Annotated in this window: 12 protein-coding genes and 1 pseudogene; 4 read left to right on the forward strand and 9 right to left on the reverse strand. The window is 71.8% G+C overall.

Annotation, left to right across the window (positions count from 1 at the left end):
* A pseudogene (locus ACFWW8_RS37045) lies at nucleotides 1–470 on the reverse strand (hypothetical protein); the annotation flags it as partial.
* 429 nt (nucleotides 471–899) lie between these two features.
* Complete coding sequence (locus ACFWW8_RS37050) at nucleotides 900–1505, reverse strand: hypothetical protein (RefSeq protein ID WP_386536950.1); 606 nt, start codon at nucleotides 1503–1505, stop codon at nucleotides 900–902.
* A gap of 140 nt (nucleotides 1506–1645) precedes the next feature.
* On the opposite strand from ACFWW8_RS37050, the gene ACFWW8_RS37055 reads away from it, so the two are divergent.
* Nucleotides 1646–2887, forward strand: a complete 1242-nt coding sequence (locus ACFWW8_RS37055) for a helix-turn-helix domain-containing protein (protein ID WP_386536953.1) — start codon at nucleotides 1646–1648, stop codon at nucleotides 2885–2887.
* 115 nt (nucleotides 2888–3002) lie between these two features.
* Here the strand turns inward: ACFWW8_RS37055 and ACFWW8_RS37060 are convergent, their stop codons facing one another.
* From ACFWW8_RS37060 to ACFWW8_RS37075, 4 genes are all read right to left on the reverse strand, one after another.
* Nucleotides 3003–3242, reverse strand: a complete 240-nt coding sequence (locus tag ACFWW8_RS37060; RefSeq protein WP_386536956.1) for a DUF6368 family protein — start codon at nucleotides 3240–3242, stop codon at nucleotides 3003–3005.
* Nucleotides 3243–3525: 283 nt separating this feature from the next.
* On the reverse strand, nucleotides 3526–4422 hold the full coding sequence (locus ACFWW8_RS37065; protein ID WP_386536959.1) for a hypothetical protein: 897 nt from the start codon (nucleotides 4420–4422) through the stop codon (nucleotides 3526–3528).
* A 462-nt stretch (nucleotides 4423–4884) separates the two neighbouring features.
* A complete protein-coding gene (locus ACFWW8_RS37070) occupies nucleotides 4885–5694 on the reverse strand; it encodes a hypothetical protein (protein ID WP_386536962.1) in 810 nt (269 codons plus the stop codon).
* A gap of 9 nt (nucleotides 5695–5703) precedes the next feature.
* Nucleotides 5704–6876 (reverse strand): cupin domain-containing protein, encoded by a 1173-nt coding sequence (locus ACFWW8_RS37075; protein ID WP_386536965.1) that lies wholly within the window; start codon nucleotides 6874–6876, stop codon nucleotides 5704–5706.
* Between the two features lie 359 nt (nucleotides 6877–7235).
* Between ACFWW8_RS37075 and ACFWW8_RS37080 the strand changes: the two genes are divergently transcribed.
* A complete protein-coding gene (locus tag ACFWW8_RS37080) occupies nucleotides 7236–8480 on the forward strand; it encodes a helix-turn-helix domain-containing protein (RefSeq protein WP_386536968.1) in 1245 nt (414 codons plus the stop codon).
* Nucleotides 8481–8597: 117 nt separating this feature from the next.
* Here ACFWW8_RS37080 and ACFWW8_RS37085 read toward each other — a convergent pair whose 3' ends face one another.
* A complete protein-coding gene (locus tag ACFWW8_RS37085; protein ID WP_386536970.1) occupies nucleotides 8598–9518 on the reverse strand; it encodes a hypothetical protein in 921 nt (306 codons plus the stop codon).
* A gap of 391 nt (nucleotides 9519–9909) precedes the next feature.
* On the opposite strand from ACFWW8_RS37085, the gene ACFWW8_RS37090 reads away from it, so the two are divergent.
* Nucleotides 9910–10656, forward strand: a complete 747-nt coding sequence (locus tag ACFWW8_RS37090) for a DUF5131 family protein (RefSeq protein WP_383983451.1) — start codon at nucleotides 9910–9912, stop codon at nucleotides 10654–10656.
* Between the two features lie 44 nt (nucleotides 10657–10700).
* Here ACFWW8_RS37090 and tcmP read toward each other — a convergent pair whose 3' ends face one another.
* Nucleotides 10701–11885 carry a three-Cys-motif partner protein TcmP gene (gene tcmP / locus ACFWW8_RS37095; protein WP_386536973.1) on the reverse strand — a complete coding sequence of 395 codons (1185 nt, stop codon included), beginning with the start codon at nucleotides 11883–11885 and terminating at the stop codon, nucleotides 10701–10703.
* 247 nt (nucleotides 11886–12132) lie between these two features.
* Between tcmP and ACFWW8_RS37100 the strand changes: the two genes are divergently transcribed.
* Nucleotides 12133–12849, forward strand: coding sequence for an HNH endonuclease family protein (locus ACFWW8_RS37100; RefSeq protein ID WP_383983455.1), 717 nt, complete (start codon nucleotides 12133–12135; stop codon nucleotides 12847–12849).
* A gap of 37 nt (nucleotides 12850–12886) precedes the next feature.
* On the opposite strand, the gene ACFWW8_RS37105 is transcribed toward ACFWW8_RS37100, so the two are convergent.
* Complete coding sequence (locus ACFWW8_RS37105; RefSeq protein WP_386536976.1) at nucleotides 12887–13195, reverse strand: hypothetical protein; 309 nt, start codon at nucleotides 13193–13195, stop codon at nucleotides 12887–12889.
* Between the last annotated feature and the right edge of the window lie 103 nt (nucleotides 13196–13298).

Raw genomic sequence — 13298 nt, forward strand, 5'->3', positions numbered from 1 at the left:
CCCGCCGCGCGGTCCCGCTGCCTGCCTCGCGCCTGCGCCCGGTTCTCGGCCGCGGCCCCGGCGCCGCCGCGGGCCGGGAGGCGGCCCGCCCGGCAGCGGCCCGGTCCGGCCGCTGCCCGCCGCCGGTTCCCGCTGCGGCCGCCCGCCGCCTGCGCCCGCCGCTGGCCGCTGCCGCCCGCCGCGCGGTCCCGCTGCCTGCGCCTTGCGCCCTGCCGCGGCCCCGGCCCTGCGCCCGGCGCGGGCCCACGCCATTCCGCCTCCGCCCGCCTCATGTACGCGCCGGCACCGCCCTGCTCTCGACCCTCGCCGCCCTCCCCGGCCCCGGCCCCGGCCGCGGCGCTGGCGCCGGTGCTCCGGCCGTCCTCGTCGCACTGGATGTGGACCTGCCGCTCGTGCCGTCCCCGCGACAGGGCCCGGGAGGCGACTTGTTCGACGAGGCGGGCATCGTGCGAGTGCAGGCTCTGAAGCACAGCGACCAAGGGTGCAAACGACGCCACCTCGCCCCTCCGGCGGCTTCCGTACACACGGAGGATGGCGAGCGGTGCTTCCCGTGTTCTCCGGGGGGCGTGGTGAAAGTCCTGGCCAGCACCACCCGGCACGCCACCGTCACCGTTACCCGGGTCCGCAGCGAGTAGCCCCGGTCAGGCGCGGGCGGGGGGAGGTGCCCGCGCTCCCCGCTCCCGTGCGAAACGGGCTGTATCAGTGAGCTGTGCGCTGTGGCGCGCTCCTTAGAGACCATCTCATTTGGCGAGTCTGCGGTAGCAGATGAGAGCGCAGGCGATGCTGGTGAAGGCCAGGAAGTGGTCGCCGCCGGCGGAGCAGGTGGGCACGACAGCGGCGCGCCCGGGTTCCGGCCGCGCCGCTGTCGAGCTGTGGTCAGCCCTCGGGGGAGCCCCGGGTCAGTGCAGCTTGTTGACGGCGGTCTTCGTCGTAGTGCGGAAGGCGGTCAGCGGGGCGTCCTCGAGGTCGCCCATCTGGCCCCAGCGGACGAGGGTGACGGTGCGGCCGTCGCGGCCGACGGAGAACAGGTGGATGTCGGAGATGCCGATCTGCGGGTCGGCGGTGTCCAGGCTGTAGACCCAGGCGCCCTCCTCGACGGCGAGCTTGCCGTGGGAGGCGCTGACGGCCTGCAGGCCCGGGTTCTGCTGCTCCAGCAGAGGGCCGCAGCCGGCGAGGGCCCCGCGGAGGGTTTCGACCAGCTTCACGGCGTCGGCCTCGGTACGGGCGACAGTGGTGACCTGGACGCCATTGGTGTCGAGCTCGGTGCTGAACTCGCGGTAGCGGGTGTTCTGCGCCGGGATCTTGTACGGGGCGCAGAGGACGCCGCCGTTCTCCGGGACGCCGGTGAAGACCTGGGTGGCGGTCCACGGCGTCGACGACGGCGGCATCTGGGAGGCGGCGAGGAAGGCGGGCTGGGCAGCGGCCTGCGCCGGGGCTGTGGCGAGGGCCGCGAGGCCCAGTGCGGCAGCGGCTGCGGTGGCGAGTGCGGTGAGGAGCTTGTTCATGGTGGTGGATCCCCCGTCGGGTCGTTCGTTCGGTAAGTGCTCAACCAGCGTGGGGCCGGCGCCCGCCGACTGCAACGATCACGCGCCCACCAGCCGTCCCGGAACCATTCCACCCCCGCTGACGTGCAAGGACGTGAAGGATGGGACGCAGGGTCGAGGGGGATGGAATGCCGAAGGACGCCGCTGTCGAGGAGTTCGCGGGGCTCGTGCGCGCGCTGAAGGCGCGGGACGGGAGGAGTTACGAGGCGCTGGGCCGGCGGCTGAGCGTCAGCGCGTCCACCCTCCACCGCTACTGCTCGGGCGCGACCGTCCCGGAGGAGTTCGCCGTGGTCGACCGCCTCGCCCTGCTGTGCGGGGCGGAAGAAGAGGAACGGCGGGCCCTGGAGGCGGCCTGGACGGAGGCGGACCGCGCCCGCCGCCGAGCGGCCTCGCCCGCGCCCACGCCTGTGCCGGCCATGTCGGCCGCGCCGGAATCGAACCCGGAACCGTCCGCGCCGGAACCGGGCCCCGGCCCTGCCCCGGACCCGACCGCCCCGGACCCGACCGCCCCGGACCCGACCGCGCCGGAGGCGCCCCGCGCCCGCCCCCGTCGTGGCGCCCCCGCTCCCCTCCTCGTTGCCGCCGCCGTCGCCCTCGTCGTGCTCGCCCTCGCCGCCGCCCTGCTCGGCCACCCCACCCGTACGGCTTCCGCCCCCGCTCCCGCTTCCACCGCTCCGGGGCGGACCGCGGCCCCCCTCCCCTTCACCTGGAGCACCGGTTTCCAGCTCTGGGAGGGCGGCTGCGGGCACACCTACCTCGTGGACCGGGCCCCCCGCGCGGTTGCCCCGCCGCCGGTCGCGGCCGACTCCGGGGCGTGGGCCGGGACGCACGGTGCCGTGCACGGCGGGGAGGCAATGGTGCGGATCACGGTCCAGGGCCGGTCGCCGTCCGACGCCGTCGTCCTCCATGCCCTGCACGTGCGCGTGATCGACCGCGCCGCGCCGCTTCCGTGGAACGCGTACCGGATGGACAACGGCTGTGGCGGCGCCGTCACCCCGCGCCACTTCGCCGTGGACCTCGACCGGCCGCGCCCGCTCGCGAGGCCCGTCGACGGCCTTGACGCCTCCGGCGCCGAGGTCCGGAAGATCCCGGCCGTCTCCTTCCCGTATAAGGTCACCTCCTCCGACCCCGAGGAGCTGCTGGTCTCCGCGCGGACGGCGAGCTGCGACTGCCGCTGGTACCTGGAGCTGGAGTGGAGCGCCGGGGGCCGTACGGGGACGGTGCGGATCACGGACGCCGGGAAGCCGTTCCGCACGAGCGGGACCAGGGGGAGGCCGGCGTACGTGCACGACTCCGCCGAAGGGCGCTGGATCACAGACTCGGACTCTGGACAGACCGGGTGACCGATAAGTAACTTCGACTGACATAGGCTGAGCAAGCGCTTAGAGACCATCTCATTTGGCGAGTTGGCGGTAGCAGATGAGGGTGCAGGCGATCTCCGCCGCGGATCTGCCTGGGCTACTTGACCAGCCGGAAGGCGGGGTGCGCAGCCCAGGCCCGCAGGAACTCCGCCGTTCCCAGCGCCATCCAGTCGTCGTCCGCGATCCCCAATACCCCCGGAAGGCCAGCAACGACCGACGCCTGTCCGTCCAGCAGCTCGGCTTTGGCCACGCCTCCGATGACGTCCATGACAGCGGCGGTCAGCAGGGCCGTGGTCACGTGGTCGATCTCGCGAAGGGCACCGGTGCGACAGCCCATGGTGCTGCCGCGGTCTCGACCCCGACACGGCCATCGGACTACCGCACGTCGATCGGCTGCGGCCCGTCATCGACGAGCTCCAGGAGCAGCAGAAGAAGCACGGGGTGGTCCGGACCGTGTGGCGGGCGTACGACGTGCCCTGCCCCCAATGCGGTCCAGGAAGCCGGCGCGTGGTGTCTCACGCCTGGCGGGCCCCACTCCGCGCGCTCCAAGGAGGCCAGGAAACTCAACGAGCAGCAAGAGCCCCGTCTCTGAGAGGGTCCGGCCCAGGTCCGACGTGCAGCTACTGCCGTCCTGGGGCGGCCGCGCACGCGGCCGAGCAGAACTGGGGCGGCACCTTCGGGCCCGCTCCGATCTGGAGCGTCGCACCGCAGGCACAGTGCCCGCCGGCGAGCTTCTGGATGCGGCGGCGGGCGGCCTGGGCCACCCGCACCAGCCGGAAGTGCTCGGTATCCATCGCGTGCTGCACCTTCATGGCCTGCTCGCCGAAGTACACGACGTCGACCATCTCGGGCTCCTCGTAGGCCGCTTCGATCAGAGCGGTCTTGACCGGGATGAAGGCGCATTGGGCGATGGAGGCTTCGATCAGCTGGTCGCCTTCCTTGCCCAGCGGCACGGCGGCGAGGTCCCCGGCGCTGTACTCCTCGCGCTGGCTGTTTCCCCACGCCCGGGCCATCTCGACGAGCTCGTCCTCGGAACGCTCGCCGAGGTGCCGGTGGGCGCAGTAGGGGATCGTGTACGCGGAGACCGGTCCGGACTCACAGCCCGAGACGCGGCACCGTTCGGTGACGTAGTCGTCCTGGGAGAGGACCATCTCGAAGCGGCGGCCGCCGCAGGCCACGATGAGGGAATGGAAGCCGTTACGGGACTCCAGTTCCAGCTCCGTGGACCTGCTGGCGGGCGCCAGCAAGCCGAGGAGCAACAGGACGGTCGAGTACGGCACAGGCCCGCCCAACGGGGCGAAGTCGAACATCTCCGGGGCCCACTCGGGGTCGACGACCGGGTGCTCGCCGGTCCAGTCGGGCGAGGTCCCACACGCGGTGAGCAGCTCCCCCAGGGTAAACGGCGCGGGCCGGCCTTCGGCTTGGGTGGCCTTGCGGAGCTCGGCGGTGTACTTGCCACCGGTCTCGCGCTGGGCCTGCCGGGCGCGCTGGGCGACGGTGTTCTGGTGACGCGGCATCGGTCTTCTCCGGACTCGACGGGCATGCCCACGCTGCCCGTCGACGAAGAGGAATGCCGTCGGGGCGACGCGGGCCCCGAAGGACCTTGACCGATTGCGGGACGACGGCGTGGGCGTCGGCCTGCGGCGGGTGGCGGTGCGCGTCCAGCCGAAGGCACCGTAGCGCAACAACCGGAGGTCACGCTGCGAGCCGCTCCATGAGGAAGTCCACCAGCGCTGCTTTCACACCGCGTGCCAAACGCTGCGAACACATGCTGGCGGTGCGCGGCGGTGGCCGGGCAAGCCCCAGCCCGAACCAGCCCCGCTGCTGTAGGCAGTGCGGACCATGGCCTTCCGGCGCGGGCCACGGCGGTGCCGGGTCTGCCGGGGTCGCCTGTGCAGAGCGTGGCCTGCGCAGGCGGCCGGGCAACGAAGCAGCGATTCGCCGTTTCCATTGGAAACGCCGGCCGGTGTGCCACAGCCCTACAGGTGAGCCAGCCACTCGCGTACGGGGTCGGCGAGCTCGGCGTAGAAGTCGGTGCGGCCCTGGGCCTGGAGGATCTGGGCCGCCACGGTCAGCAGTCCGGCGCGGGCCTCTGGCCGGTCCAGGACGGGGGCGAGCTCGGTCCGGATGCGGGCGGCCGTGGCGGGGGTCAGCAGCGCGTACAGGTACAGGGTGGCGGCGTCGTAGCCGTACGGAGCGCGGCCCCATCCCTCCCAGTCCAGGATGTGCGGGCCGCGGGTGATGTTGCCGTAGTGGAGGTCGCCGTGGGCGGTGCTCCAGGTGATGGCGGCGTCGGCCTGGTGGCCGGTGAACTGGGGGATGACGCGGCGCAGGTACTCCTCGCGTACGGCTTCACGGTCCGCGGGCGGCGGGACGTCGGCGAGGGCGTCCAGGGCGGCGGCCATCTCCTTCCACCACGTTTCGGGCAGGGCCGGGTCCTCGTCGAGGACGGGGCGCGGGCAGACCATCGGGTGGGGGGCGAGGGCGTAGAGCTCGGCCCGGTAGGCGTAGCCGTCGGTTGTCCAGTCCCGGATGCGGAACAGGTCGGGGCGCGGCACCGCAGCGGGGAGGGCGCGGGAGGTGGATGGGCCGTTCCACAGCGTGCCGCCCTCGGTGCCGGCCTCGGCGCAGACCACACGCAGCCAGTGCGGGCCCGCTGCGCTGGAGAGGGTTCGGCCCCGGTACCCCCACACCCGGCGGCCGGTGGCGCGCAGGCCGAACTGATCGGCGGCGTGCCGCTGGGCGGCCAGCATCCGGTCGGCGGTGGCAGGGGTGGGGGTCTCGAACATGGGCGGGTCCTACCTCGGCTGGGAGACGGCTGCCGCGTCCTTGGATACCAGCTCGGTGGCCAGAGCCGCGACCTGTTCCACGGTGAGACCGGAGCGCTCGGCCAGCTCCCCGAAGGGCAGGCGAGCGCCGGAGACCAGGGCCTCCAGCACAGGGCGCACGGAGAGGTGGAGCTCCCATTCGTGTCCGGCGGCGCGCAGTACGACGGCCTCGTCGGTTCCCTCCAGCGCGGCCCGGGCGGTGGTGAGGGCCAGGACCAGCCCCGGATCCGCAGGGACGTCGCCGATGTACGGCAGGGAGGGAGCCGGACGGCCGGGGTCGCGGGCGTCCAGGGAGGCGGCGAACTCCGAGACGACGTGGGGGTGGAGCGCCTCGGACACCTCCTTGCGCAGCTGCTCGGCGTACGCGGTGCGCTCGGCGGGGCCGGCCACCGTGGGTACGTTCGCGCGCAGGGTGGGGGAGTGGAGGAGCTGGCCGGCGAGCCACACCAGGAGGTGGTGGCCGGTCGCTGGGGTCAGGCCGCATGTCAGGTGCAGGGAGCGGCCCTCGGTGGCGGCCACCGCGTGCCACCAGCCCCTCGGCACGTACAGCATGTCCCCGGCCTGCAGGACCACTTCGGCCAGCGGCGACCCTTCGGGCTTCTCGGGCGCCTCCACGTCCAGGCGGAGCGGATCCGTGCGGGTGGCCCCGTACAGGTTCCAGCGCTTCGCGCCTTCGAGCTGGAAGATCACCGTGTCGTGGTCGTCCCAGTGGATCCCGAAAGCCTCGGTCGGGTGCCAGGAGGCGTACAGGTTGGCCTGGACGTCGGTGCGGAAGTGCCGCTCCAGCGCCTCGGCGAGGTCCTGGACGCCGGGGTGCAGCTTGTCTACCGCGTCGAGGACGAGGGAGGCGCCGGCACTGATCTGCCGGTGGAGGCCCGAGGGTTCGACCCTCTGGCGGACCTCGGTCCGCTTGGTGACCGAGGTGTGCAGGTACTCGTACGGCGGGACCTGCTCCCCGTCGTTGAAGAGCCTCAGCCGCGGAGCGTCGAGGCGGTGGCGGGCGACCAGGTCGTTCAGGTCGTCCCATGTGAACAGGCCGCTCAGATCGGCGGCCTGTGACCAGTGCTGGTAGGAGCGGCCGAAAGCCCCGGCGAGGAAGTCCCCGCCGAGGCTCCGGACCGCCGCGTTGATCGCGGTGGTCATGGTCGGCGATCAGTCGTTGCCGTCGCCCTTGCCGGTGCCCCCGCCGTCGGGGGTCCGGGTCGCGGCTCCCTTGATGGAGCGGCTGGAGAGGATCAGACCGTTCATGACGTACTCCTTCTCTCGTGTCGGATGGAGCGCTGGACGGCGCCCGCCGCCCCCAGGCAAGGCGGGCGCCACGTGCGGGACCGGCCGGAAGGGGGAGCCCCTGGAGGCGTTGTCCCGGCCGGTTCCGTTCGACCATTGAAGGTCCGGGGAACACCACAGGGGAGGGCCGCCCCGGGGGGCCGATTCCCACTGTGGGGTGCCGCGTTGGGGGGGCCAGGATGGTCGTTCGACACCCGGACAGGGGAGGCCCCGGCATGGTGAGCCCAGAGGGAATCGGCAAGCTGCTGCGCTCCATCAGGGAGCGGGCTGGCCGGAGCCGCGAGCAGCAGGCCAAGCGCATGACCGCCGTCGGCCTCGTGTGCACGGTCGAGAACCTCAAGCGTTGGGAGACCGAGAAGCGGTTACCGACTCCGGTCTGGCGTACGGCGATCCGCGCCGTCTACGGCCTGACCGACGAGCAGCTGGACCAGGCCCTGGAGAACACCCGGCGGCACCGCAGGCAGCATAGGATGGAGGACGACGACGTGAAGCGACGCAAGCTGTTCACCCTGGCGGCGGCCACGGCGGGGTTCGCCGTGCTGCCCGGCATCGCGCAGGCCCGGGAAGGCATCGACACCGGCCTGGCCGGCGACGGCGCCGGGGACCTCGCCTACCTCGAGGGCGCCTTCGAGCGGCACCGGGGCGGCTACAACGGGCGGGCCCCCGATGCGGTCCTGGGCGAGATGCGCGAGGACCTGGCGCTCCTCGCCGCCGTCCTGCGCCGGCCCCACCCCGCGCGGGACCGTACCGACCTGGCGCGCACGGCTGCCGGAATCTCCGGCCTGGTGGCGATCGTCCAGCACGACCGCGGCGACCAGGCCGACGCGCACCGCTGGTTCGCCACGGCGGCGAAGGCGGCCCGAGAGTCCGGAGACCGGCGGATGACCGCCTGGGTGCTGGGCCGTCACGCCATGGTCGGCCTGAACTACGGCGCCCCGGGTCAGGCCGCCCGCATCGCCGCGCAGGCCCGCCGGGAGGTCGGCGCCCGCCCGTCCGGCGCGGCCGCACTGGCGGCCGCCGTCAACGCCCGCGCCCTGGCCGCCATCGGAGACTTCCCCGGCGCCCGCCGCGCGGTGGACGACGTCCGCACCCTGGCCGAGCAGTTGGACGGCCCCGAGTCGGCGGACACCTGGTTCGGGTACCTGGCCCAGAAGCACGCGGTGCACCTCTCACAGGCGTACACGCTGCTCGGCGACACCCGCGCCGCGTACCGGGCGCAGGACGACGCCCTGGCCCTGACGTCCTCGCCGTCGGTGATGACCCGCGCGCTGATCGCCATGGACACCGCCGCGTGCCTGCGCGTGGACGGAGATCCGAGCGCGGCCGCGGCGATGGCCGCCGCCATCTATGACCGGCTGCCGCCCGCCTACCGGAGCGGCCTGGTGCACTCCCGCGCCCAACTGCTCCACCGGCACCTGGACGGCGCCCCGCGCCGGCTACTCGGCGACGTCTTCGCCTGAGGTTCACGTAGCGAAGGGCGCGGCCGCCGTTTCCATTGGAAACGGCGGCCGGTGAGTGGGGCCTGCCCTGACACGAAGTCGGGCTGCCCCTGATCGCCGAGCGTCAGCCTGGCGGGATCAGGCGAAGGCGAGTCGATTCAGGTCGGTGATGGACTGGCTGCGGCGGTCGCTGTGGGTGTGCTTCCACTTGAGGTTGGAGTAGTACACGAACTGGCCCGTGGTGGGTTCGAGGAAGTCGATGGTGCAGCCCATGCCGGAGTGGGTGTGGTCGCAGAGGCAGGTGAAGCTCTTGTGATCGACTTTCCAGCCCAACGCGGTGGGGCCGTCGCCGAGGAGCCGGATGATGTCGGGGCACGGCGGTCCGTCGGTGGTCTCCAGCCGGAAGGAGCCTCCGACCGCGTGCCAGGCATCGGTTCCGTTGAACGGGCCGGTGCCGGCGGTTGCCCGGATACGCCGCAGCAGGGGAGAAAAGAGCGACGGCGGTTCGAAAGGGGAGCTTACGGCCGCGGTGTACGCGGCCCATTCCGTGGGCGTCCAGTCCGGTTCGGACTGGAGCAGGCCATAGTCGGCGGTGAGCCGGTCGGCGATCCGCTCCCACCAGCGCGGGTTGAAGCCGGTGAGCGTGATGCGGGCCGGTGTCCCGGGGCGGTGGAGGCTGATGCCGCTGCTTTCTCGGCGGTAGCGGAGGCCGGGAACCCCCGAGACGCGGTCCAGAGGGTGCTCCCCCTCCTCACCGGAGAGGCGGGGGAGGAGGAACTCGGCCCAGTGGTGGACGACGTACGGCTCGTCGAGGAGCCGAAGGGTGAGCCGATCTTCGTCTGGGCGCACCTGGACGATGCCCAGGGGGTGCTCGGAGAGGCTGCCGATCTTGCAGCAGGCGAGGAAGACCGCGGCCTCCAGCTGTGCCTGCTCCGGGTGCCGAGCCGCGGGGATGGTGAGCGGCTGGTCGGTGTCCGGGAGGAGTGCATGGAGGGCTTGGTGGGACTCGCCGGTGCATCGGCGGCGGTCTTCGGTGAGGGCCAGGGCGGCCTGGGGCATCGTGGTCGCTGTTCCGCGCCACACCGGCCCCCGGCGGTGAGCGCTTTGGTGAGGTGAGGCCATCAGGTGTCGTACAGGTGGTGATGCTTCTGGCCGGTCCTCGGCGAAAGGGTGCGGGGGCGTCTTCCATCGCGCGGCCGGGCGTTCTCGAGCCCGCGCAGATGAAATCCGTGGTGCGCCAACGGAATCAAGGCGCCACGGCGAGGGGTGCCCCCATCGGGTGAGGGAGCACGTTCCTGCCGCACGTCGGGGCTGACGCCTGGCCAACGGCCCCCGCCTTCCGGGGAAAGAGGTGGCTCAGGGATGGTTGTATGGCGATGCCCGTTCCGATAGCTGTGCCGCTGATGGGCCAGGGGTGCCGGAACAGGCGCGGCGAGATGGAGGCGAACCAGTGGCTGACCGGAGTTCCATTGAGTGGACTGAGGCGACCTGGAATCCAACGACCGGATGTGATCGCGTCTCGTCGGGGTGCGACAACTGCTACGCCCTGACGCTGGCGAAGAGGCTCAAGGCGATGGGCGCGGCCAAGTACCAGAACGACGGGGATCCGAGAACGTCCGGGCCGGGCTTCGACCTCACGGTCCACCCCGACGCTCTGGACATCCCGTACGGCTGGAAGAGTCCGCGGACCGTGTTCGTGAACTCCATGTCGGACCTCTTCCACGCCCGCGTCCCGCTCGACTTCGTTCGCCGCGTTTTCGAGGTCATGGCCGACACCCCCCAGCACACCTACCAGGTCCTGACCAAGCGCGCCCGCCGCCTGCGGCAGGTCGCCGACCGGCTCGACTGGCCGGCCAACGTGTGGATGGGCGTATCGGTGGAGACAGCGAAGGAGCTGCCGCGCGTGGACGACCTGCGGCAGGTGCCGGCCGCCGTACGGTTCCTGTCCTGCGAGCCGCTGCTCGGCCCGCTCGACGGCCTGCGCCTGGACGGCATCCACTGGGTGATCGCCGGCGGTGAGTCGGGACCGAGGCACCGGCCGATGGATCCCGCGTGGGTATCGCAGATCCGGGACCAGTGCGTTCAGGAGAACGTGGCGTTCTTCTTCAAGCAGTGGGGTGGCCACACCCCGAAGGCCGGTGGCCGCACGCTTGAGGGCGTTACCTGGGACCAGATGCCGCTGACGGTCCCGGCCTGACCGGGACCGTCCACTGCCGTCGGCTCTACGCGTGATCGCGTCGGTCAGGCCGCGCGGTGACCGGGGTGGAGGGTGATCTCCCGGGTCCGGCGTACTCCCACACCGTTGCTGGGCGTCTTGCCCTGCCCGTGCAGGAGCTGCACGGCCTTGCGCACCGCCGGCTCGGTGACCTGCCCGTAGAAGGATCCGAAGATATCCAGGGGGTGGTCCACCAGTTTGATCGGCCGGCCCGTCCGCAGCAGAAGCTGTTCCAGGTTGTCCGCGATCTGCGGCACCGCCCTGGTCTCGACCTCTTTGGGATCTGGCCGCGATACCGAGGTCACTGAGAACAGCCCGTCGTCCTTCTCCTCGCGGAGCTCGAGCGTCTTCCACCACTCGTCCCGGGCCCGGGCGACGGTGTCGCCGAACACCCACAGCCCGTAGGGGCTGCGGGTGGCGAACACCAGCTGGTACACCGCTCGCTTGCGCGGGGAGTGCGACACCGGAACCGACTGCACGAGCATGCCCGTGCGCTCGGCCAGGCGACGGCAGTACTCGGCGGCGACCGCCTCGATCGCGTCCTCGGCCGCCCCTTCCTTCTCGCGAGAGGCCGTCGCGTCGGCGAAGTACTCGCGCCACCAGGTGCCGCCGCACACGTCGTCGAAGCGCTGCAGCGACTTTTCGTTGCCCTGCGGGGAGCGCACGTGCCCACCCAGGCGCCAGACGGCCATCATGCTGAAGTTCATCAGCAACTCGGTCGGCGGCCAGTCCTGCGGCCGTTTGCGGGCCAGCACGTCCACCAGCCGGTCCTGGGGAAGGACCAGCCCGCACGGGTCAAGGAAAAGGAACAGTGGCTCCCCCTCGGCCCGCTCGAGGACCTGGTCCAGGACGCCATCGACTTCACCGCGGTGGGCGTGGGCCAGCACACCGCCGGCGCGGTACTGCTGGACGACCTCCTGCAAGCGGTCGAACGACTTCGGCTGGGATTCCGAGAAGAAGCACTCCAGCGTCAGCCCGGCCCGGGAACGCAGGTCCGCGGCGATCTTCAGCGCGAGCTCCCCGGAGGCCGGCTCGCCGTTTTCGTACCGGCCCTCGCCCGCGTACCCATCCAGGTAGACCACGCGCTTGTCGTGCGATCGCGAGCCCGTCATGCCGCCGAACTGCGGCAGATAGCGCTTGAGCAGCTCGTGCTTGAACACGCTGGGCAGCGCCTTGTCCGCCCAGTAGCTTCCGCCCGTACCAGACGACATGCCCACCCCCGGCTTCGCGGTATCTGTTTGGTTACAGATGGTGAAGCACGGTGAGGAGCTCCGGCAAGACCGTCGCTTAGGACCCGATCAGCGACTTGAGAACGACTGACGCAACGCCCGCAAGTCCCGGTCTGGCGAAGCGCATCCACGAAGTGCCGTTTCTGCGGTGAACTGGCGCGCCCGCCCGGGTGACGCACGGGCCGGTTCCCTCCCAGGTGGGCAGGCAGTCCGGCTACAACCCTGGACGGTGATCACGAACCTGCTGCGGCGCGGTCTGCCCGCGCTCGCCCTCGCCGCTCTGCCCCTGCTCGCCACCGCCACCCCGGCCGCCGCCGATGGACCGGCGCCGGCCGTGACCCTGCCTGCGCCACTGAACACCACCACCCTGTTCGACGGCATCGACCGTATCCCCGCGGCCGCCGAGTCCCGCGACGGATACGTCCGCACCGCCTTCAAGCACTGGAACGCCGGCGCGATCCCGGACGACGGCTGCAACACCCGCGCCGAGACCCTTCTCCAGGAGGCCGTCGACTATCCGGAGATCGCCTCGGGTTGCAAGCTGACCGGCGGCCGTTGGTTCTCCCAATACGACGACACCTGGGTCACCGCCGCCACCGGCCTCGATGTGGACCACCTCGTACCGCTCGCCGAGAGCTGGGACTCCGGGGCCTCGACCTGGACCGCGAAGCGCCGCGAGGCGTACGCCAACGACCTGGCCAGCCCCACTTCGCTGATCGCGGTCACCGCGAAGTCCAACAGGGCCAAGGCCGACAAGGACCCGGCCGAGTGGTTGCCCCCGGCCGTCGGCTACCACTGCACCTACGTCACCGGCTGGGTCGAGACGAAGCTGCGCTGGTCGCTGACTGCCGACGACCGTGAGCGTGAAGCGCTCCTTGGCCTTGCTGAGGACTGCCCCGGCGCCACCGTCTCCTACGAGACCGTCCCCTTCGACACCTTGAAGTAGGCGCTGCCAACCGCGCAGAACCGACGGGCGGCCAGGGTCAGGCCCGGGTCAGGGCTTTGACCAGGTCGTCCCGGGTCATCTGGGAGCGGCCGGGCAGGTTGGCGGCTGCGGCCTTCTTGTAGAGGTCGGCCTTCGACAGGCCGCTCAGGTCTTCCTTCGGGGCGGAGCGGATCCGCTTCTTCGCCGGCGGCTTCCCGGTGGTCTTCGCGGATCCGGAACCCTTCCTGGAGGCGGTGGCCTTGCCGCCGGTGGCTTTTGGGCTGCCCGCACGCTCGACACTGGCGCGCAGGGCTTCCATGAGGTCGACAACTCCGGTCGGCTCGGCGGCGGGTTCGGCCTTCTCCACGGTCTCGCCGGCCTTCTTCGCCTCGATCAGCGCGGCGACTTTCTCCTGGTAGACACCTCAGGGTCCTAACTCGTCAAGCTGCGCCCTTCAGCCCGCTGTGTAG

This window comes from Streptomyces sp. NPDC058701 (assembly GCF_042715295.1).
Taxonomy (GTDB): domain Bacteria; phylum Actinomycetota; class Actinomycetes; order Streptomycetales; family Streptomycetaceae; genus Streptomyces.

Coding starts and splice junctions, on each gene's coding strand:
- ACFWW8_RS37075 (WP_386536965.1), bottom strand. CDS start 6,876: ATGACCACCGCGATCAACGCGGCGGTCCGGAGCCTCGGCGGGGACTTC.
- ACFWW8_RS37065 (WP_386536959.1), bottom strand. CDS start 4,422: ATGCCGCGTCACCAGAACACCGTCGCCCAGCGCGCCCGGCAGGCCCAG.
- ACFWW8_RS37070 (WP_386536962.1), bottom strand. CDS start 5,694: ATGTTCGAGACCCCCACCCCTGCCACCGCCGACCGGATGCTGGCCGCC.
- ACFWW8_RS37055 (WP_386536953.1), top strand. CDS start 1,646: ATGGGACGCAGGGTCGAGGGGGATGGAATGCCGAAGGACGCCGCTGTC.
- ACFWW8_RS37085 (WP_386536970.1), bottom strand. CDS start 9,518: ATGCCCCAGGCCGCCCTGGCCCTCACCGAAGACCGCCGCCGATGCACC.
- tcmP (WP_386536973.1), bottom strand. CDS start 11,885: ATGTCGTCTGGTACGGGCGGAAGCTACTGGGCGGACAAGGCGCTGCCC.
- ACFWW8_RS37060 (WP_386536956.1), bottom strand. CDS start 3,242: ATGGGCTGTCGCACCGGTGCCCTTCGCGAGATCGACCACGTGACCACG.
- ACFWW8_RS37080 (WP_386536968.1), top strand. CDS start 7,236: ATGGTGAGCCCAGAGGGAATCGGCAAGCTGCTGCGCTCCATCAGGGAG.
- ACFWW8_RS37050 (WP_386536950.1), bottom strand. CDS start 1,505: ATGAACAAGCTCCTCACCGCACTCGCCACCGCAGCCGCTGCCGCACTG.